Here is a 17,398-nt window from a genome sequence, read left to right on the forward strand (position 1 = left end):
GCGCGCCGACGACCAGCACAAAGGCGCCGGCGAAGATCGCCACCAGCGTCCAGGGCACGAGGCGCGGGCCCTTAAGCGGGTCGGCGGGCCGGCCGCCGCGCCACGCCGCCAGCGCGAACAGAGCCAGTCCGGCGATCATCAGGATCACGGTGACGGTCAGGTTCATTGACGGGCTCCCGCGCGACGCGGCTCACCCCGTGACGCGTCTTGGCCCACACATAGGGCGCGGCGGCGAGCTCGCGCAAGGCGCGCAGCATGGCCGGCCATTGCAGGAGCCAGTAGGCGGGCATCGCCGCGACCGCCCGCGGCCGCGGCGTGAACCCGGCGCGTCGCGCGCCGGAGGCCGCCGCCGCCATCGCGCAGGCGTAACCCGTCGCGAGCCCGGCCGCCGCGACGGCGACCGGCCAGCCCGAGACGAGGCCCGCCGCCCAGGCGCCCGCTCCGAGCAGGACGCCGAGGGTCGCCGGGGCGTGGATCATCGCGCTCAGGACATTGGCGCCGAGGGTGAGCTGCAGCGCGAGCACGCCGCCGGGGCCGGCCGCGGCGGCCAGCCCGCGCGGGTCGCGCATCTGGACGAGCCAGGTCGCGAGATGGCCCTTGAGCCAGCGGCTGCGCTGCGCCGTCCAGGCGGCCCGCGCCACCGGCGCCTCCTCCAGCGTGCCCGGTTCGATCAGCCCGCAGCGCCAGCCGTCGCGGGCGAGCCGAAAGCCGAGATCGGCGTCCTCGGTCACGTTGAACGGATCCCAGGCCCCGCAGGCCTCGAGCGCGCTCCGCCGGAACACGTTGCTCGTGCCCCCGAGCGGCAGCGGCCAGCCGAGCCGCCGGCACAGCGGCAGCAGGGCGTGGAAGTGCGCGGCGTATTCCAGCGCGAACTGGCCCGTCAGCCAGGTTTCGCCCCGGTTGTACCAGCCAAGCGGCGCCTGCATGCAGCCGAGGCGCGCGTCTGCGGCGAAGGCCTCGGCCGCGGCGCGCAGCTGGTCGGGCGCGGGCGCGTCCTCGGCGTCGTAGACGGCGACGAGCTCGCCGCGCGCCTCGGCGAGCGCGACGTTGAGCGCCTTCGGCTTGGTGCGCGGGCCGACGGCGGCGATCTCGATCACCCGCGCGCCGCATCGCGCCGCCGCGGCGTGCGCGGCGGCCAGCGTCTCGGCGTCGTCGGCCTCGATCGCGAGCAGGATCTCCAGCCGGTCGGCGGGATAGTCCGTCGCGGCGAGATGCGCGCAGAGATCGCCGACGACCTCGGCCTCGCGATGCAGCGCGGCGATGACCGAGACGGCGGGCAGGGCCTCGTCGGACAGGGGGCGGCGCGCATCGTATCGCGGCGGGGCGAGCGCAGCGGCGAGGCGCAGGAGGCTGACCGCCGCGAACACGGCGCCGCCCAGCGCGCCCGCGGCGATCAGCATGACGCCCGGCGCAAGGAGGGTCGCGCCGAGCGCGAACAGGCCCGGACCGGCGATGAGCGCGGCGGGCGGGGACAGCCGGGATCGCGCGCTCGCCTCGGGCCTGTGCTCGATGAGGTGGAAAGCCGCACGCCAGGCCTGGCGGGCCCGCGTTCGCGACGACGGGGCGTGCGACCGGATCGAGCGCGTTCGCGCGTCAGCCATGCCGCCTCGCCCCGTGCAGCCACCCAAGGCCGCATTCATACACCAAATGCGTGCAGAGAGCGAATCAGCACTCTTTGGGGTTGAACAGGAGGACCCGCTCGCGCGCGCGCAGCGCCGGCGCGGCCGCATCGACGGCGAAGGCCGCCGCGGCGGCCGTGGGCCAGCCGCGCGGCAGTCCCTGATTGTCGCCAGCGGCGGCGGCCAGCCCGTGAACGAAGGCGCCGATCCCCGGGTTGTGCCCGACCAGCACGATGCGCTCGGCGCCGTCGGCGAAGGCTTCGCGGGCGGCGCGCTCGAGCATGTCCTGAGAGGCGTGATAGAGCGCCATCGGATCGTCGACGGCGGGATCGCCCAGCGCCGGCGCGATGCGCGCCCAGGTTTCGCGGGTCCGCCGCGACGGCGAGACCAGCGCGCGGTCGGCTTTCAAGCCGGCGCCGGCCAGCGCCGCTCCGGCGCGGTCGGCGTCGGCGCGGCCGCGCTCGGTCAGCCCGCGCTCGAAATCGTCCTCGGCGTCCATCCGGTCGACGGCCTTGGCGTGGCGGACGAGGATGATCACGGGCATGATGCGACGCTGTCCTGTTTCGCGCGAACCGGCGCGATAGCAACCACGCCGGCGGGGTTGCGTCCAGAGCCTCGCCGTCTCAAGTAGACATCGAACGTCCCGACCCCTCCAGACCGAAAGGAGCCTCGCCATGGGTCTTTTGCTCGGCGACACCGCCCCCGACTTCGAAGCCGAAACCACCGACGGCAAGATCAGTTTCCACGACTGGATCGGCGATGACTGGGTGGTCTTCTTCTCCCACCCGGCCGACTACACGCCGGTCTGCACGACCGAGCTCGGCTACACCGCCAAGCTCAAGGAAGAGCTCGCCAAGCGGAACGCGAAGGCCATCGCGCTGTCCATCGATCCGATCGAGGATCACGAGGGCTGGATCAAGGACATCGAGGAGACGCAGGGCTGCACGGTCGACTTCCCGATCATCGCCGACGTCGACAAGTCGGTGTCCGAACTCTACCAGATGATCCATCCGAAGGCGGATCCGAAGGTCACCGTCCGCGCGGTCTACGTCATCGATCCGAACAAGAAGATCCGCGCCACCTTCACCTATCCCCCGAGCGCGGGCCGGAATTTCGACGAGATCCTGCGGCTCATCGACTCGCTGCAGCTGACCGACGGCTACAAGGTCGCCACGCCGGTCAACTGGCGCGCGGGCGAGGACGTCATCATCGTCCCGACCCTGTCCGACGAGGACGCCGACAAGCTGTTCCCGAAGGGCTACAAGAAGATCAAGCCCTATCTGCGCACTACGCCGCAGCCGAACAAGTAAACCTTCCAGGCGCTTGCGATCATCGAGCGGCCGGTCCCGACCCCGGGGCCGGCCGTTTTTTTGCGCGAGATTGTCAAGGCCACTTGACGTCAAGCTCACTTGACGATACATCAGTCAAGCGAACTTGACAATCACAGGAGAGGTTCATGTCGCGAAGGGTCTGGCTCACGGGAACCGCGTCGGCGGCGGCGTTATGTCTCGCCGCGTGCGCGCAAACGATCTCCGACGCGGCGCCGCCGCGCGGAGCGCTTTATTCCGGTTTCACGCTGGTCGACCCAGTCGAACGAACCGTGGCCGAGGACGCCTGGCTGGTCGTGGAGAACGGGCGCATCGCCGATTTCGGCCACGGAAGAATGCCGGACGGAGCCTTCCTCGAACGGCGCGACCTGTCCGGCCATTACGCGCTCCCCGGTTTCATCGACGTGCACGGTCATATCACCGCCGGTCCGCATGCGGTCGAGATCGTGGACGGCCAGCCCGTCATAACCATGGACAGCGACGACGCGATCACCGAGTTCAACGCTCGCATGGCCCTGGCCTTCGGCGTGACGACGGTGCGCAATCCCGGCGCCGATCCCGAAGCGAGCGCGGCCTATGACAGGCGGATCGCTTCAGGCGAATGGATCGGGCCCGCAGCACTCCACGCCGGCGCCGTCATCGAGCCCCCGCCCATGGGCGGCGACGCTGTCGCCTATCCGCGCACGGAAGCCGAATGGGACCAGGAAGCCGCGCGCCAGGCGGCGCTCGGCATGCGGTACTTCAAGCTGTACACGGGCCTGAGCGAAGACGAGCTGGCGGCTGGGGTCGCGGCGGCGCGCGCCCACGGGCTTGAACCGATCGCCCATCTTGACGCCGTCAGCTGGACCCGCGCCGTCGAGCTGGGGGTGGCGGGCCTGCTGCATGCGCTGCCGACTAGTCAGGAGCTGCTCGAACCCGGCGCCCGGGAGGAATTCATCGAACTGCGCGGCGCGGACTCGCGCTTCATGTATCAGTGGTTCGAGCGCGTCGATTTCGACGGGCCGCGGATGCAGCGCCTGTTCGACGTCTTGGTCGAAACCGGGACGACGGTCGATCTGACGCTTCAGGTCAATAAGCTGATGACCGGGCCTGATGCGCTGGATCGCATCTATCCGGCCGAGCACCGCGCCTACATTCATCCGCGAACGCTCGCCGGGCTGCTGCAGTTCGCATCCGCGGCGATGACCGGCTGGACCGATGAGGACACAAGACGCGCCCAAGCCGCCATGGATAACGTGTACGAGTTCGCGCACCGCCTCGACGATGCGGGCGTGCCCATCGGCGTGGGCACGGACGGGCCAGGCGGCGGACCCTTCTTCGCGACCGAGTTGGAAATCATGGTCGAGGGCGGCTTCGAGCCTTGGCGGGTGCTGGAGCTCGCGACCGCCGGCGGCGCACGCGTCATGGGGCTGGAGAACGAGACCGGCCGCTGGGCCGATGGCTACCAGGCGGATGTGGTGTTTTTGCGCGCCAACCCGCTTCACGAGATCTCCGCCTCCCGCGAGGTGGCGTGGGTCATGACCGACGGCGTTCTGCACAGCTTCGACGACCTCGCCGGCAATCTCGGCGCGGTCTCCGACCGATCGAACGTCCAGTAAATCGCAGACGTCAAGCTCACTTGACAAACGGGAGAAATCGCCATGAGTTTCAAGCAACGCCTGCGCGGATTCGTCGGCGTGTTCGCCGCCGCCGTCGTGTTCCTCGCCTGGGCCGGCGTCGCCGCCGTCTGGGCGGCCGACATGCCGACGGCGATCTTCACCGCCGCGGTGGTCGTCGCCGCCTTCGCGACCGAAGGCGCGATTTGGGTCGCCGCCGTCGTGCTCGGCTGGTCGCTGTTCGAAAACCGCCGCGCGCTCTGGCGCCGGCTGACCGGCGGAAAGCAGGGAGAAGCTTGATGGTCAGAGTGATCCTGGAGGCGAGCTCGGCGCCGCCGGCGGCGCGGCGGCGCTACATCGTCCGCTCGACGGCGCTGTCGGTTCTGTTCGGCGGCCTCATCATCGCCACCGCGATCCTCTCCAAGTCGGGCGCGGGAACGGGCTTGGTGCTGGCGCTCTGGGCGGCCTGCTGCCTGGCGCTCGCCGGCCTCGCCTACGAGTTCGTCGCGCTGATGCGGTCGCTGGATGAGCTTCAGATCCGCATCCATCTCGCAGCGCTGGCCATCGCCTTCGGCGCGGTGAGCGGGGTGGTGACGATGGCGGGCATGGCGGCGGGCTTCCTCGGCGCGGAAGGCTCGGACTGGCCGTTCCTGTTCGCCGCCGCGGCGATGCCCGGCGGGGCGATCGGCTACATCATCGTTCTTCAGTTCGCCCAAAGGCGCTACGAATGAAGAACATCCTCCGCGAATTGAGAGCCGAGCACGGCTGGAGCCAGCAGGCGCTCGCCGACGAGCTGGGCGTGTCCCGCCAGACGGTCAACGCGCTGGAGCGGGGCAAGTACGATCCCTCCCTGCCGCTGGCCTTCCGCATCGCGCGGGTCTTCGGCAAGCCGATCGAGGACATCTTCGACGACGAGCAGGCGTAGGAAGCCCGTTGCAACGCGGCGCGGGGTGAGGGAATTTGTTTCCCGTGCGCCGCTTCATTCCCTTCGCCCTCGCGGTCGGTCTCGCCGCGCTCAGCCTCGCCGCGGCGGCTTTCGTCAGCGCGTGGTGGCTGATCGCCGCGGCCGTGTTCGGACTGGCCGCCGGCGTGGGCGTCTACGATCTCGTCCAGCGCGATCACACGCTGTGGCGCAACTATCCCGCCATCGCCCGCATTCGCTGGGTCTCCGAAGGCATCCGCCCCTTCATCCGCTCCTATTTCGTCGAGGGCGAAACCGACGGCCGGCCCTTCCACCGCGAGGAGCGGGCGCTCGTCTATCGCCGCTCGAAGAATATCGAGGGCGTCGAGCCGTTCGGCTCGACGACGGATTTCCGCCATACCGACATCGAGTGGATCCAGCACTCGATCGCGGCGAAGACCGGGGAGACCGCCAAGCGACGGCTGACGATCGGCGGACCGGATTGCGCGCAGCCCTACGACGCTTCGCTGTTCAACATCTCCGCGATGAGCTTCGGCGCGCTGGGCGGCCGCGCCGTCGAGGCGCTCAACAGGGGCGCGAAGCTGGGCGGTTTCGCCCACGACACCGGCGAGGGCGGGATCTCGCGCCACCACCGTCACGGCGGCGATCTCATCTGGGAGATCGGGTCGGGCTATTTCGGCTGCCGCGCGAACGACGGGTCCTTCGATCCCGACCGCTTCGCCGAGCAGGCCCGCGACGACCAGGTCAAGATGGTCGAGATCAAGCTCTCCCAGGGCGCCAAGCCCGGCCATGGCGGCGTCCTGCCCGGGACCAAGGTCAACGCCGAGATCGCCGAGGCGCGCGGCGTGGCGATCGGCGAGGACTGCATCTCCCCGCCCGCCCACAGCGCGTTCTCGACCCCGATCGAGATGATGGAGTTCATCGCCCGCCTGCGCGAGCTGTCGGGCGGCAAGCCCGTCGGCTTCAAGCTGTGCGTGGGCAAGCGCAGCGAGACCTTCGCGCTGGCCAAGGCGATGCTGGAGACGGAGGTCACGCCCGACTTCATCGTCGTCGACGGCATCGAGGGCGGCACCGGCGCGGCGCCGACGGAGTTCATCGACGATATCGGCTCGCCCATGCGCAACGGGCTGATCATCGTGCGCGACGCGCTGGCCGGCGCCGGGCTGCGCGACCGGGTGAAGATCGGCGCGGCGGGCAAGATCCTCACCGGCGCGCGCTTCGCCAAGACGCTCGCGCTCGGCGCGGACTGGTGCAACTCGGCGCGCGGCTTCATGTTCGCGCTGGGCTGCGTGCAGTCGATGCAGTGCCACACCAATCGCTGCCCGACCGGCGTGACCACGCAGGATCCCTTGCGCCAGCGGGGCCTGGTCGTTCCCGACAAGGCCGAGCGGGTGGCGAACTTCCACCGCAACACGGTCGAGGCGCTCGTTGCGGTGTGCGCCGCGGCGGGCTGCGACGATCCCAAGGACATCCACCCCGAGCAGATCATGCGGCGCTCGGGCGCCGACAAGGCTTTCGCCTTCTCCGAGATCTATCCCGAGCTCGAGCCCGGCCAGCTCGTCGACGATCCCGGTTCGACGCGCTACGCCGCCGAGTGGGCGGCCGCCCGCGCCGACAGTTTCGAACCGGTCGGCAAGGCGGCGTGACGGGCCCCGCGCGTTGACGCGGCCGCGGGGCGGCGCTAGCTGCACGGCCGCGTATGAACCTTTCCGCCGGAGCCCGTCCCCCGATGACCGATCTCGCCGACCTCGCCGCGAACGCCAAGGCCTGGCCCTTCGAACAGGCGCGGCTCGTGAAGAAGCGCGTCGAGACCCACGGCGTGAAGGGCGGTGCGGTCATCTTCGAGACCGGCTACGGCCCGTCGGGCCTGCCCCATATCGGGACCTTCGGCGAGGTCGCGCGCACCTCGATGGTGCGCCACGCCTTCCGCGTGCTCACCGACGACAAGTATCCCACGAGGCTCGTCGCCTTCTCCGACGACATGGACGGCTTCCGCAAGGTGCCGACCAACGTCCCCAACCGGGACATGCTGGCCGAGCATCTCGGCAAGCCGCTCACCGACGTGCCCGACCCCTTCGGCACGCACGAGAGCTTCGCCCATCACAACAATGCGCGCCTGCGCGCCTTCCTCGACCAGTTCGACTTCGACTACGAGTTCCTGAGCTCGACCGAGCAATACCGGTCGGGGCGCTTCGACGAGGCGCTGCTCGCCATGCTCGAGCGCTTCGACGACGTGATGGCGGTGATGCTGCCCACGCTCGGCGAGGAGCGCCGCGCGAGCTACTCGCCCTTCCTGCCGGTCAGCCCGAAGACGGGCAAGGTGCTGCAGGTCCCGACGCTCGAACGGAACCCGTCGAAGGGCACGATCGTGTTCGAGGACGAGGACGGCGAAAAGACCGAGATCCCCGTCACCGGCGGCCATGTGAAGGTGCAGTGGAAGCCCGACTGGGCGCTCAGATGGGCCGCGCTCGGCGTCGATTACGAGATGAGCGGCAAGGACCTCATCGAGTCGGTGCGCGCCTCGTCGAAGATCTGCCGCGCGCTCGGCGGCCTGCCGCCGGAGGGCTTCAACTACGAGCTCTTCCTCGACGAGAACGGCGAGAAGATCTCGAAGTCCAAGGGCAACGGGCTGGCCGTCGAGGAATGGCTGCGCTACGCGCCGTGGGAGAGCCTGTCGCTCTACATGTTCCAGAAGCCCAAGACGGCCAAGCGGCTCTATTTCGACGTCATCCCCAAGGCCGTCGACGAATACCGCCAGCATCTCGCGGCGTATCCGGACCAGCCCGCCGACAAGCGGCTGGAGAACCCGGTCTGGCACATCCATGACGGCGCGCCGCCCGCGGCGGGATCGTCGGCGATCAGCTTCGCGCTCCTGCTCAATCTCGTCTCGGCGGCCAACGTCCACGACAAGGACCGGCTGTGGGGCTTCATTTCGCGCTACGCCCCAGACGCGACGCCCGAGACCGAGCCCTTCCTCGACCGGATGGCGGACTACGCGCTCAGCTATTACGAGGACTTCGTCAAACCGACCAAGTCCTACCGCGCGCCCGACGCGACCGAGCGCGCCGCGATGGAGGACTTGGTCGGCCGCCTGAAGGCGCTCGACCCGGCCGAGAAGGATCCCGAGACGATCCAGACCGAGGTCTACGCCGCGGGCAAGGCGCACGAGTTCGACAATCTGCGCGACTGGTTCCGCGGCCTCTACGAGGTGCTGCTCGGCCAGTCACAGGGCCCGCGCTTCGGCGGCTTCGCGGCGATCTACGGCCTGCCCGAGACGATCGCGCTCATCGAGCGCGCGCTGGCGGGCGAGGACCTGAGCCAAGGGTGAGGTCGCTCCTCAACCGTGTCATGGCCGGGCTCGTCCCGGCCATCCATCCGCCAAACTGGATCGCCGGAACACCCGCCTTCGCGGGCGCAGGCAAGTCCGGCGATGACGTAGAAGGAAGCGGCGGACTGCTGGCGTCGCCGGCGGCGTGCGCTATGTCTTGGGCGATGCGCGCGCTGATGGCCTGTCTCTTACTGATCGTCGCCGCCGGACCGGCTCTTGCGGACCCGTCCGGCGTCGATGGCGCGCGGGCGGCCTATGCCGAGGGGCGTTTCGCCGAAGCCGCCGCGATCGCGGGCGAGGGTTCGGCCGCCGACGCCCATGAACTCGCCGCGGCTGCGGAACTCGCCCGACTGATGACGAACGAGCCCGGTCTCGACCGGCCGGCCGCCGCGCACCGGGCGCGCGTCCACGCCGAGGCCGCGCTCGCGATCGACGATGCGCTCGCCGACGCCCATCTGCGCCTCGCCGCCGCGCTCGGCTTCCAGGGCCGCTTCACCAGCCCTCTGATGGCCTATCTGCGCGGCCTGCCGCAGCGGGGGCGCGATCACATCGCGACCGCGATCCGCCTCGATCCCGACGATCCGTGGGGCCACGCCATGCTCGGCGCCTGGCATCTCGAGGTCGTCCGCCGCGGCGGCGAGGGGACGCTGGGCGCGTCCCTGGACGAGGGTCTCGCGCGCTACGAGGCCGCCGTGCGCATGGCCGCGGACGAGCCGGGCATCCCCTATCATTTCGCGCTGGCGCTGATCGCGGCGGACCCGGACGCCTACGGCGAACGCGCCGAGGCGCTGCTCGAGCGCGCGATCGCCGCCGAACCCGAGGACGCCTTCGCCGAGGCCATGATCGACCAGGCGCGGAGCCTGCTGTCGCTGCTGCGGGACGACCCCGTCGCCGCGCAGGCCCATGCGATCGACCGGCTGGAACGCTGAGGCTACTGGCTCGCCCAGACGATGCGCGCCATCCACTCGATCTCGGCGAGATCGAGCACGCGGGTTTCGTAGTCCGGATTGAGGGAGATCAGCTCGGCGGTCTTCGCCGTGGTGCGGCCCAGCTCCTTGGCCATCACCTCGCCGTCGCGGGTCTTCGCGACCACCCGGTCGCCGCGCCGCGGCATCGAGCCCGGCGAGACCACGATGCGGTCGCCGGGCCGGTAGACGGGCGCCATGGAATCCCCGGTGATCTCCAGCGCATAGGCGTGCTCGTCGGCGACGCCGGGAAAGCGCACCTCCTCCCAGCCCGCGCCGACGGGAAAGCCGGCATCGTCGAAGAAGCCGGCCTCGCCGGCCTGGGCCAGCCCGATCAGCGGCACCGAGCGGCCGGTCGCGCCGGTGGCCAGCGCGGCGAAATCCTCGAAGCTCGCGCCGGCCGCATCGAGCGCCTTGGCGAGGCTCTCGGTGGAGGGCCAGCGCGGCTTGCCGGTCTCGGACCGGCGCTTGGACGGATTGAAGGTGGTGGCGTCGAGGCCGGCCTTGCGCGCCAGTCCGGACGCCGAAAGACCGGCGCGCTGGGCGAGCCGGTCGACGCCTCTCCAGATCTGCGCGTGGGTGAGCATGGCCGCCTCCCATGAGATGAAGGTCAGGATACAGGATTATTGTCCGCGGTCCAGTCGCAAGCGCCTTGCGCCCGGGGCGCGCCCGGTCTAAGCGCGGCGGCGATGACCGACGTGATCTACCGCTTCGCCGATCCCGCCGCACTCGCGGCGTCGTCGGTCTCCGGCGCCTTCGAGGGCGAGGCGGTCGACGCCCGCGACGGCTTCATCCATTGCTCGACGCGTGATCAGCTGGCCGGCACGCTGGCGGCGCATTTCGCCGGCGTCGACCGCATCGCGCTGGCCGAGATCGACGCCGGCGCGCTGGGCGACGCGCTGAAATGGGAGCGGTCCCGGGACGGCGAGACCTTCCCGCATGTCTACGGATCCATCCCGTTCGCGGCGATCCGGTCGATCCACCTGATGCATCGCGACGCCGACGGGGCCTGGCGGCTCCCCGAGGAGCTCGCCTGATGCGGGATCTCGCCGCACGGGCGGTCGGTCTGCTGCCCCCGGAGCTCGCCCATCGCGCGGGCGTCGAGGCGCTCAAGCGCGGGCTCGGCCCGGTCGACCGGACGCAGCCGGACGCGATCCTGCGCACATCGCTGGCGGGCATCGACCTGCCCCACCCGGTGGGGCTGGCGGCCGGCTTCGACAAGAACGCCGAGGTTCCCGACGCGCTCCTGCGCGCCGGCTTCGCCTTCGTCGAGGTCGGCGCGGTCACGCCGCGCCCGCAGCCGGGCAACCCGAAGCCGCGCCTGTTCCGCCTGCGCGAAGACCGGGCGGTGATCAACCGCATGGGCTTCAACAATGAGGGCCTCGACGCGGTGAAGGCCCGGCTCGAGGCCCGAAAGACCGCGCCCGATCGCGCGCCGGGCGTGGTCGGCGTCAATCTCGGCGCCAACAAGGACTCCGCCGATCGGGCCGCCGACTACGCCGTGCTGCTGCGCGAGCTGTCGGGGCTGGCCGACTTCTTCACGCTCAACGTCTCCTCGCCCAACACGCCCGGGCTCAGGGGGCTGCAGGGCGGCGAAGCGCTGGACGACCTGCTCGGCCGGGTCAGCGAGGCGCGCTGGGCCGAGCCGGTCCTGCTCAAGGTCGCGCCCGATCTCGAGCCGGAGGCGGTGGAAACGATCCTCGAAGCGATCGAACGCCACCGCATCTCCGGGCTGATCGTGTCGAACACCACGACGATGCGGCCGGCCACGCTGGGAAGCCGCCATGCCCGCGAGACCGGGGGGCTGTCCGGCGCGCCGCTGTTCGATCTCTCGACGCGGCTGCTCGCGGAGTTTCGCCGCGCCGCCGGGCCCGAGCTTCCCATCATCGGGGTGGGCGGGGTGTCGTCGGCGGAAACCGCCTACGCCAAGATCCGCGCCGGGGCGAACGCCGTCCAGCTCTACACCGCGCTCGTCTATGAGGGGCCCGGGCTCGTGACGCGCATTCGCGACGGGCTCGCCGAGCTCATCCGGCGCGACGGTTTCGCGCGCCTCTCCGACGCGGTCGGCGCGGATCTGTGAGCAACCGACATGGCGCGTGGGCTACGCACTGCGTCCGGTTCCTTACCTTTGACCCTGTTCGTCATTCCCGCGAAAGCGGGAACTCAGGGGACGAATGGCGCGCGACCTCTCTGGGTTCCCGACAGCCTCCGGCTTCGGGAATGACGAAAGAGGCGGCGGTGACGACCGCGCTTCCCTCTCAGCGGAAATCCCGCCGCAGCCCCGGCCAGCCGACGGCGAGCGTGCCCGCGCGGGCGACGTAATAGCCGAGGAAGGCGAGCCACAGCCCCTCGCCGCCGAAGGCGGGTCTCAGCGCGAAGTCGAGGGCGAGATAGATCGCGAGCGAGGCGGCCATGGCGTTGCGCATGAGCGGGCCGCGCGTCGTGCCGATCATCAGCCCGTCGAGTTGCCAGCTCGGCATGCCGATCAGGGGAACGGCCGCGCAGAAAGGCAGGAAGCGCGTCGCCATGGCGCGCGCTTGCGGATCCGTGGTCATGAGCCCGATGAAGGTCTCGCCGAAGACGAGGAAGACGACGCCGAGCCCCGCGCCGAAGGCGAGCGCCTGCTCGCTGGTGAGCCGGAAGGCGCGGGTGAGGGCCGGCCAGTCCTTCCGCCCCGCCGCGCGCCCGACCGCGCCCTCGGTGACGTGGGCGAAGGCGTCGAGGAAAAACGCGAAGACCGAGATGAACTGCAGCAGGATGGTGTTGCCCGCCAGCACTTCCGCGCCCTCGCGCAGGCTCGCCTCGTTGAACCAGTAGAAGCCTGCGATCAGCGCGATCGTGCGCAGGAAGATGTCGCGATTGACCGCGAACAGCCGCTTCAGCGCCTCCGGCGCGAGGAGATGGCGCAGGCGCGCCGGCGCGCGCCGACGGAAGACCGCGGCGACGATCAGTCCCGCCGCGGCGAGATGGATCCACTGCGCCGACGCGCTGGCTGCGGCGACCCCGGACACGCCCATGTCGAGGCCGTAGACGAACAGGATCGACAGGCCCGCATTGACGACGTTGAGCGCGATCTGCAGCGCCAGCGCGAAGCCCGTCCGGCCCAGCCCGATCAGCCAGCCATAGACCGCGAAGCCCGCGAGCGCCGCCGGCGCGCCCCAGATGCGCGCGTCGAAATAGGCCCGGCCGAGCCCCTCCACCTCGGCAGTTCCGGAGAACACGGCGAAGCCGGCCTCCCGGATCGGCCATTGCAGCAGCAGGAAGACGAGCCCCAGCGCCGCCCCGACGCCGGCGCCGCGCACGAGCACGGCGCGCACCTCGCTCTCCTCGTCGCGGCCGTCGGCCTGGGCGGTGAGCGCGGTCGCGCCCATGCGCAGGAATCCCAGCGACCAGTAGAGCGCGTTGAACACCAGCGCGCCGAGCCCGACCGCGGCCAGCGCGGCGGCGTCCTGGGTGCGTCCGATCACGGCGACGTCGACCAGGCCGACGATCGGCGTGGCGATGTTGGCGGCCATGATCGGCGCGGCCTTGGCCAGCACGGCGCGGCGGGTGAGGACGGCGGCGGACATGGGCGTGCGCTTAGGCGGTCGCGCGGCCTGCGGCAAGCGCGGGCTTGCCCCGGCCGGTCCGGCGGCTAGCTTCGAGCCCGATGCCGCCGATCGTTCACCACGAGGCCTATGTCGCCCGCGACCTGCCGGCGACGCACCGCTTTCCCATGGGCAAGTTCCGCGCGGTCGCCGAGCGCCTCGTTGCGGACGACGTGGTCGCCGAGTGGACGGATTTCGCCCGGCCCGTCGCCGCGCCGGCGCGCTGGCTCGAGCTCGCCCATGACGCGGCCTATGTCGACGCGGTCCTGAACGGCCGGGTCGAGGACGCCGTCGCCCGGCGTATCGGCTTTCCCATGACCGAGCCAGTCGCCCTGCGCTCGCGCTGCGCCGTGGCCGGGACCGTGCTCGCCGCCCGGCTGGCGCTGGAACACGGCGCGGCGTGCAACACCGCCGGCGGCAGTCATCACGCCGACCGAACGGGCGGGGCGGGCTTCTGCGTGTTCAACGATGTCGGCGTCGCCGCGAATCTGCTGCTGGCCGAGGGTCATATCCGCCGCGCGCTGGTGATCGATCTCGACGTCCACCAGGGCGACGGCACGGCGCGCATCTTCGCGCACGATCCGCGCGTCTTCACGCTGTCGGTCCATTGCGAGACCAACTGGCCGCGCCGCAAGGCGGTCTCCGACATGGATGTCGGGCTGCCGCCGGGAACGGACGACGCGGCCTATCTCGCCGCCGTCCGCGCCGCCGTCGACGACGCGCTGGAGGCCGCCCGGCCCGATCTCGTCTTCTACAACGCCGGGGTCGATCCCCATCGCGACGACCGGCTCGGCCTGCTCGACCTCACCGACGAAGGCCTGGCCGCGCGCGAGGCGCTGGTGGTCGAGACGGTGATGCGCCGCGGCGTCCCGCTCGTCGGCGTGCTCGGCGGGGGCTATTCGCGCGATCTCGACGCGCTGGCGGGCCGGCACGCCCTGCTTCACAAGGCGGTGAAGGCCGGGCTTCGCGCCTACGCCTAAGCAAAAAAGCCCCCCGCGGGCGAACCCGCGGGGGCCAGGGGAACGGCCTCGTGAGCGGAAGGGCCGTTTTGGGGACGCGGGAAATCAGGGGGACGCGGCGGCGACGACGACGGCTTCGCGGCGGGCTTCGGCGACAAACCGGTCGAGCTGCGCCAGGGCGCGCTCCTCGGCGGCCTCACGGCAGCGGCGCTCGGCGTTGAGCGCCTCGATGTCCCGGCCGCGCGACCGGCAGACCCGGTGCGATGCGGCCCGGATGTCGCGACGGAGCGCGGCGACGTCATCGGCGCGCGCGAGATCGACGTCGTCGAGGGCGATCACCTGCACGGTCGGGGCGGATTCGCCGGCTTGCGCGAGGGGCGCCGCGGCGGCGGCCATGAGCGCGGCGGTCAGCGATTTCGCTGCATAGATCATCGGGGGAAGTCCTTTCTTTCGACCAACGCCGGCGCCGCTTCGGGGTCTTTTGCGCCCGTCCTTCGTCGTCAGCCCGACGACCATCGCGCGAGCGGCCTTTCGCGCCGATGACGCGCGACTCTCAAATCGGTAATGCGGCGGACAGGATCAGCGTCGGCCGGCGCAGCGGCGCGAGCAGTACTTCACCCGGTCCCGGTCGCGCGCCCGCTTGCGCCGCCAGGCGAAGGGCCGGCCGCATGTCGCGCAGGTCTTTTCGGGCAGGTCGGCCTTCGCGAGGCTGCGGCCGCGGCGATCACGATTTTTCGCCATTCCCGCGCTCGAGGCGCCGCGCGAGCCGCTGCAGCGACGGCCGGACGATGAGGAAGGCGCGATAGAGCCCCTCGCCGATCCAGACGAAGGGCGGAACCGCGGCGACATGGCCGAGCCAGCGCCAGCCGGGCATGGATTTCCAGAGCTCGGCGAAGGCCGCCGCGCCGGACACCAGGCGCCCGTCGGGGCGGCGGACGTGGAAGCGCTTGAGCGCCGCGTCCCGCGACAGCTCCGGGGGCGGCGCGTCGGCTTCGGCGATGTTGCGGAAACAGGCTTCGGCGCCGCGATCGCGGTAGAAGCCGATCTCGGCGCGGCACAGCGGGCAGGCGCCGTCGTAATAGACTTCCGGCGCATCGGCCGGCTCCGCCTCGCTCGATATCGCATCGCGATCGCCCATATTCCGCAATCTAGCGCATCGCGAGGAGATTTCACGCATGATCGGAGAGCGTCGCGACGCCGCCGTGATCGGCGCCGGCCTGGCGGGGGCGGCCTGCGCGGGGGCGCTCAGCGAAGCCGGCTTCCGGCCGGTCGTGTTCGACAAGGCGCGCGGGCCGGGCGGACGCATGGCGACGCGTCGCGCCGAGACGCCGCTCGGCGCGGTCCGCATCGATCACGGCGCGCAATACGTCACCGCCGAGGGCGACGCTTTCGCCTCGCTGCTCGCCGAGGCGGAGGCCGCCGGGTCGGCGGCGCGGTGGGACGCGCGCCTGGTCTCGATCGGGGAGGGCGGAGCGGTCGAGCCGGCGTCCGCGCGTCGTCGGTGGGTCGGGACGCCCGGGATGAATGCGGTGGTCAAGACCGCGCTCGACGGTCTGGAGGTCGCGTTCGGCCGCCGCGCGGCCTGCGTGTCCGGCGGACCCGGCGACTGGCGGGTGCGCTTCGACGACGGGCGCGAGGAAGGGCCGTTCGCGCGGCTGGCGCTGACCCAGCCGCCGGCCCAGCTGATCGACTTCCTCGCGCGCAGCGACGGCGATTTCGCGGATCTGATCGCGAAAGCGGACGCCGCCGCCCTGGCGCCGTGCCAGGCCGTCATGGTCGTCCTCGATGCGCCGTTTGATCCGGGCTTCGACGCCGCGCGGCTGGAAGGCGGGGGCCTGTCATGGGCGGCGCGCACGAACGCGAAGCCCGGCCGGACCGGCCCGCAGAGCTGGGTGCTGCACGCCTCGCCGGACTGGTCGCGCGCCCATCTCGAGACCGCGCCGGACGCCGTCGTCCGCCTGCTCGTCGACGCGGCCCGGGCCCGGTTCGGCCTGCCGCAGCCGGTCTGGGCGCAGGCCCATCGCTGGCTCTACGCGCGCGTCGAAACCCCGGCCGACAGCCCCGCCGGGCTCGACGCCAGCCGCACGCTCGGCTGCGCCGGCGACTGGCGCATCGGCCCGCGCGCCGAGGCCGCCTGGGAGTCCGGGCTGGCGCTGGGCCGCGCGCTGGCGGGTTAGTCTTCCGCCGATGCTTCCGGCTTTATCAGGAAATGGCCGTGCAGCGTGGCGATCGGCGCGGCGCGTCGGCCCTGCCAGGCCTCGACGCGGACATTCGCCACGCGCGACCCCTCGCGCGCGATTACGGCGCGGGCGTAGACGTTGCTCGGCCGGCCGGGTCGGAGATAGTCGACCGCAACGTCGATCGGTTTGGGCAGGCCCTTCAGTCGCGTCGCCGCCATCAACGCCGCCGAGGCGGTGATCTCCATGAAGGCGCCGATCGCCCCGCCGTGCAGCGCCGGGATCAGCGGATTGCCGACGAGTTCCTCCGCGTAGGGCAGGATGCCGGTGAGCTCGTCGCCGTGATCGTCGAAGCGCACGCCCATGGTCTGGACGTACGGGCTGGAGAGAAGCGGCTCGAGGCGATCGGTCATGACGGCGTCCTCGAGATCGGCGTGACGCCGTCCTTCATCGACTTGCGCGCGCGCTCGGCGGCCTCCTGGCCGGTCTTCGTCACCATGAAGGCCGCATGCGCCGTGGCGACCGGATCGTCGGGATCGCCGTCATGGGCGATGGCGCTGACGAAGGCGAAGACGCGCGAGGTCTTGATCGCGGTCGCTTCGGCGATGACGTCCTGCCCCGGCTGGGCCGGGCGCATATAGTCGAGACGCAAGTCGAGCGTGGCGGTGGGTTCTTCCCCGCCCATGCCGGCGAAGGCGGCCATCCCGCAGGCGTGGTCGAGCAGGGCGGTCACGACGCCGCCGTGCAGCACGCGCGTCTCGGGATCGCCGATCAGGTCCTCGCGATAAGGCGCGCGCATCGACGCCGCCCCGGGCGTGATCGAGATCAGCTCGAATCCCAGCGCGGCGGCGTGGGGCGAGCCCTGCACGATGAGCGGCGCGAGGGAGTCGAGCCGGGCCTGGATGTCGTCGGTCATGG

The 17,398-nt window shown here is 71.2% G+C and carries 21 protein-coding genes; 12 read left to right on the forward strand and 9 right to left on the reverse strand.

The annotated features are described in order from the left end of the window. Positions 1 to 71: 71 nt before the first annotated feature. The gene (locus tag DDZ18_RS04480; RefSeq protein ID WP_158272068.1) at positions 72 to 1,601 is read right to left on the reverse strand and encodes a glycosyltransferase; all 1,530 of its coding nucleotides are present in this window, start codon (positions 1,599 to 1,601) and stop codon (positions 72 to 74) included. 64 nt (positions 1,602 to 1,665) lie between these two features. Beyond that, a complete protein-coding gene (locus DDZ18_RS04485; protein ID WP_158272069.1) occupies positions 1,666 to 2,163 on the reverse strand; it encodes a SixA phosphatase family protein in 498 nt (165 codons plus the stop codon). A gap of 130 nt (positions 2,164 to 2,293) precedes the next feature. Here DDZ18_RS04485 and DDZ18_RS04490 point away from each other — a divergent pair, with 130 nt between their 5' ends. The 8 genes from DDZ18_RS04490 (at position 2,294) to DDZ18_RS04530 (ending at position 9,721) form a co-directional block, all read left to right on the forward strand. After that, the gene (locus DDZ18_RS04490) at positions 2,294 to 2,929 is read left to right on the forward strand and encodes a peroxiredoxin (protein WP_109252127.1); all 636 of its coding nucleotides are present in this window, start codon (positions 2,294 to 2,296) and stop codon (positions 2,927 to 2,929) included. A 146-nt stretch (positions 2,930 to 3,075) separates the two neighbouring features. Further along, complete coding sequence (locus DDZ18_RS04495) at positions 3,076 to 4,545, forward strand: amidohydrolase family protein (RefSeq protein WP_109252128.1); 1,470 nt, start codon at positions 3,076 to 3,078, stop codon at positions 4,543 to 4,545. A 42-nt stretch (positions 4,546 to 4,587) separates the two neighbouring features. After that, a complete protein-coding gene (locus tag DDZ18_RS04500; RefSeq protein ID WP_109252129.1) occupies positions 4,588 to 4,842 on the forward strand; it encodes a hypothetical protein in 255 nt (84 codons plus the stop codon). Next, positions 4,842 to 5,273, forward strand: coding sequence for a hypothetical protein (locus tag DDZ18_RS04505; protein WP_109252130.1), 432 nt, complete (start codon positions 4,842 to 4,844; stop codon positions 5,271 to 5,273). The genes DDZ18_RS04500 and DDZ18_RS04505 overlap by 1 nt, the downstream gene beginning before the upstream one ends. After that, positions 5,270 to 5,467, forward strand: a complete 198-nt coding sequence (locus tag DDZ18_RS04510) for a helix-turn-helix transcriptional regulator (protein ID WP_109252131.1) — start codon at positions 5,270 to 5,272, stop codon at positions 5,465 to 5,467. Before DDZ18_RS04505 ends, DDZ18_RS04510 begins: the two co-directional genes overlap by 4 nt. A 44-nt stretch (positions 5,468 to 5,511) precedes the next feature. Beyond that, entirely contained in the window at positions 5,512 to 7,110 is a 1,599-nt protein-coding gene (locus DDZ18_RS04515; protein WP_109252236.1) for an FMN-binding glutamate synthase family protein, read from the forward strand. 83 nt (positions 7,111 to 7,193) lie between these two features. Continuing rightward, positions 7,194 to 8,792 carry a lysine--tRNA ligase gene (locus DDZ18_RS04520; protein ID WP_109252132.1) on the forward strand — a complete coding sequence of 533 codons (1,599 nt, stop codon included), beginning with the start codon at positions 7,194 to 7,196 and terminating at the stop codon, positions 8,790 to 8,792. A gap of 176 nt (positions 8,793 to 8,968) precedes the next feature. Continuing rightward, positions 8,969 to 9,721: a hypothetical protein gene (locus DDZ18_RS04530; RefSeq protein ID WP_146190603.1), complete on the forward strand. Its 753-nt coding sequence runs from the start codon at positions 8,969 to 8,971 to the stop codon at positions 9,719 to 9,721. Between the two features lie 2 nt (positions 9,722 to 9,723). Here the strand turns inward: DDZ18_RS04530 and DDZ18_RS04535 are convergent, their stop codons facing one another. Beyond that, a complete protein-coding gene (locus DDZ18_RS04535; RefSeq protein WP_109252135.1) occupies positions 9,724 to 10,344 on the reverse strand; it encodes a S24 family peptidase in 621 nt (206 codons plus the stop codon). Positions 10,345 to 10,446: 102 nt separating this feature from the next. Here DDZ18_RS04535 and DDZ18_RS04540 point away from each other — a divergent pair, with 102 nt between their 5' ends. Further along, the gene (locus DDZ18_RS04540; RefSeq protein WP_109252136.1) at positions 10,447 to 10,794 is read left to right on the forward strand and encodes a DUF952 domain-containing protein; all 348 of its coding nucleotides are present in this window, start codon (positions 10,447 to 10,449) and stop codon (positions 10,792 to 10,794) included. After that, the gene (locus DDZ18_RS04545; RefSeq protein ID WP_109252137.1) at positions 10,794 to 11,837 is read left to right on the forward strand and encodes a quinone-dependent dihydroorotate dehydrogenase; all 1,044 of its coding nucleotides are present in this window, start codon (positions 10,794 to 10,796) and stop codon (positions 11,835 to 11,837) included. The genes DDZ18_RS04540 and DDZ18_RS04545 overlap by 1 nt, the downstream gene beginning before the upstream one ends. 178 nt (positions 11,838 to 12,015) lie before the next feature. On the opposite strand, the gene DDZ18_RS04550 is transcribed toward DDZ18_RS04545, so the two are convergent. Continuing rightward, a complete protein-coding gene (locus DDZ18_RS04550; RefSeq protein WP_109252138.1) occupies positions 12,016 to 13,326 on the reverse strand; it encodes an MATE family efflux transporter in 1,311 nt (436 codons plus the stop codon). A gap of 80 nt (positions 13,327 to 13,406) precedes the next feature. On the opposite strand from DDZ18_RS04550, the gene DDZ18_RS04555 reads away from it, so the two are divergent. After that, positions 13,407 to 14,324 (forward strand): histone deacetylase family protein, encoded by a 918-nt coding sequence (locus DDZ18_RS04555; protein ID WP_109252139.1) that lies wholly within the window; start codon positions 13,407 to 13,409, stop codon positions 14,322 to 14,324. 84 nt (positions 14,325 to 14,408) lie between these two features. On the opposite strand, the gene DDZ18_RS04560 is transcribed toward DDZ18_RS04555, so the two are convergent. From DDZ18_RS04560 to DDZ18_RS04570, 3 genes are all read right to left on the reverse strand, one after another. After that, the gene (locus tag DDZ18_RS04560) at positions 14,409 to 14,735 is read right to left on the reverse strand and encodes a UrcA family protein (RefSeq protein ID WP_158272070.1); all 327 of its coding nucleotides are present in this window, start codon (positions 14,733 to 14,735) and stop codon (positions 14,409 to 14,411) included. Positions 14,736 to 14,882: 147 nt separating this feature from the next. After that, positions 14,883 to 15,044 (reverse strand): DUF2256 domain-containing protein, encoded by a 162-nt coding sequence (locus tag DDZ18_RS04565; protein WP_109252141.1) that lies wholly within the window; start codon positions 15,042 to 15,044, stop codon positions 14,883 to 14,885. Beyond that, a complete protein-coding gene (locus DDZ18_RS04570) occupies positions 15,028 to 15,441 on the reverse strand; it encodes a thiol-disulfide oxidoreductase DCC family protein (protein WP_109252142.1) in 414 nt (137 codons plus the stop codon). Before DDZ18_RS04570 ends, DDZ18_RS04565 begins: the two co-directional genes overlap by 17 nt. A gap of 37 nt (positions 15,442 to 15,478) precedes the next feature. On the opposite strand from DDZ18_RS04570, the gene DDZ18_RS04575 reads away from it, so the two are divergent. Then, on the forward strand, positions 15,479 to 16,480 hold the full coding sequence (locus DDZ18_RS04575; protein WP_109252143.1) for an NAD(P)/FAD-dependent oxidoreductase: 1,002 nt from the start codon (positions 15,479 to 15,481) through the stop codon (positions 16,478 to 16,480). Here DDZ18_RS04575 and DDZ18_RS04580 read toward each other — a convergent pair. Together DDZ18_RS04580 and DDZ18_RS04585 are read right to left on the reverse strand one after the other, a co-directional pair. Then, entirely contained in the window at positions 16,477 to 16,893 is a 417-nt protein-coding gene (locus DDZ18_RS04580; protein WP_109252144.1) for a PaaI family thioesterase, read from the reverse strand. The two genes, DDZ18_RS04575 and DDZ18_RS04580, sit on opposite strands and share 4 nt — an antisense overlap. Further along, positions 16,890 to 17,396: a PaaI family thioesterase gene (locus DDZ18_RS04585; RefSeq protein WP_109252145.1), complete on the reverse strand. Its 507-nt coding sequence runs from the start codon at positions 17,394 to 17,396 to the stop codon at positions 16,890 to 16,892. Before DDZ18_RS04585 ends, DDZ18_RS04580 begins: the two co-directional genes overlap by 4 nt. Positions 17,397 to 17,398: the final 2 nt, after the last annotated feature.

This window comes from Marinicauda salina (assembly GCF_003122085.1).
In the GTDB taxonomy this organism is placed as follows: Bacteria; Pseudomonadota; Alphaproteobacteria; order Caulobacterales; family Maricaulaceae; genus Maricicauda_A; species Maricicauda_A salina.

Bases quoted from the DNA above. Each gene is read 5' to 3' on its own strand.
- DDZ18_RS04500 (WP_109252129.1), top strand. From the start codon at position 4,588: ATGAGTTTCAAGCAACGCCTGCGCGGATTCGTCGGCGTGTTCGCCGCC.
- DDZ18_RS04550 (WP_109252138.1), bottom strand. From the start codon at position 13,326: ATGTCCGCCGCCGTCCTCACCCGCCGCGCCGTGCTGGCCAAGGCCGCG.
- DDZ18_RS04535 (WP_109252135.1), bottom strand. From the start codon at position 10,344: ATGCTCACCCACGCGCAGATCTGGAGAGGCGTCGACCGGCTCGCCCAG.
- DDZ18_RS04560 (WP_158272070.1), bottom strand. From the start codon at position 14,735: ATGATCTATGCAGCGAAATCGCTGACCGCCGCGCTCATGGCCGCCGCC.
- DDZ18_RS04555 (WP_109252139.1), top strand. From the start codon at position 13,407: ATGCCGCCGATCGTTCACCACGAGGCCTATGTCGCCCGCGACCTGCCG.
- DDZ18_RS04530 (WP_146190603.1), top strand. From the start codon at position 8,969: ATGGCCTGTCTCTTACTGATCGTCGCCGCCGGACCGGCTCTTGCGGAC.
- DDZ18_RS04580 (WP_109252144.1), bottom strand. From the start codon at position 16,893: ATGACCGATCGCCTCGAGCCGCTTCTCTCCAGCCCGTACGTCCAGACC.
- DDZ18_RS04485 (WP_158272069.1), bottom strand. From the start codon at position 2,163: ATGCCCGTGATCATCCTCGTCCGCCACGCCAAGGCCGTCGACCGGATG.
- DDZ18_RS04570 (WP_109252142.1), bottom strand. From the start codon at position 15,441: ATGGGCGATCGCGATGCGATATCGAGCGAGGCGGAGCCGGCCGATGCG.
- DDZ18_RS04545 (WP_109252137.1), top strand. From the start codon at position 10,794: ATGCGGGATCTCGCCGCACGGGCGGTCGGTCTGCTGCCCCCGGAGCTC.
- DDZ18_RS04520 (WP_109252132.1), top strand. From the start codon at position 7,194: ATGACCGATCTCGCCGACCTCGCCGCGAACGCCAAGGCCTGGCCCTTC.
- DDZ18_RS04490 (WP_109252127.1), top strand. From the start codon at position 2,294: ATGGGTCTTTTGCTCGGCGACACCGCCCCCGACTTCGAAGCCGAAACC.
- DDZ18_RS04495 (WP_109252128.1), top strand. From the start codon at position 3,076: ATGTCGCGAAGGGTCTGGCTCACGGGAACCGCGTCGGCGGCGGCGTTA.
- DDZ18_RS04575 (WP_109252143.1), top strand. From the start codon at position 15,479: ATGATCGGAGAGCGTCGCGACGCCGCCGTGATCGGCGCCGGCCTGGCG.
- DDZ18_RS04565 (WP_109252141.1), bottom strand. From the start codon at position 15,044: ATGGCGAAAAATCGTGATCGCCGCGGCCGCAGCCTCGCGAAGGCCGAC.
- DDZ18_RS04585 (WP_109252145.1), bottom strand. From the start codon at position 17,396: ATGACCGACGACATCCAGGCCCGGCTCGACTCCCTCGCGCCGCTCATC.
- DDZ18_RS04480 (WP_158272068.1), bottom strand. From the start codon at position 1,601: ATGGCTGACGCGCGAACGCGCTCGATCCGGTCGCACGCCCCGTCGTCG.
- DDZ18_RS04505 (WP_109252130.1), top strand. From the start codon at position 4,842: ATGGTCAGAGTGATCCTGGAGGCGAGCTCGGCGCCGCCGGCGGCGCGG.
- DDZ18_RS04540 (WP_109252136.1), top strand. From the start codon at position 10,447: ATGACCGACGTGATCTACCGCTTCGCCGATCCCGCCGCACTCGCGGCG.
- DDZ18_RS04510 (WP_109252131.1), top strand. From the start codon at position 5,270: ATGAAGAACATCCTCCGCGAATTGAGAGCCGAGCACGGCTGGAGCCAG.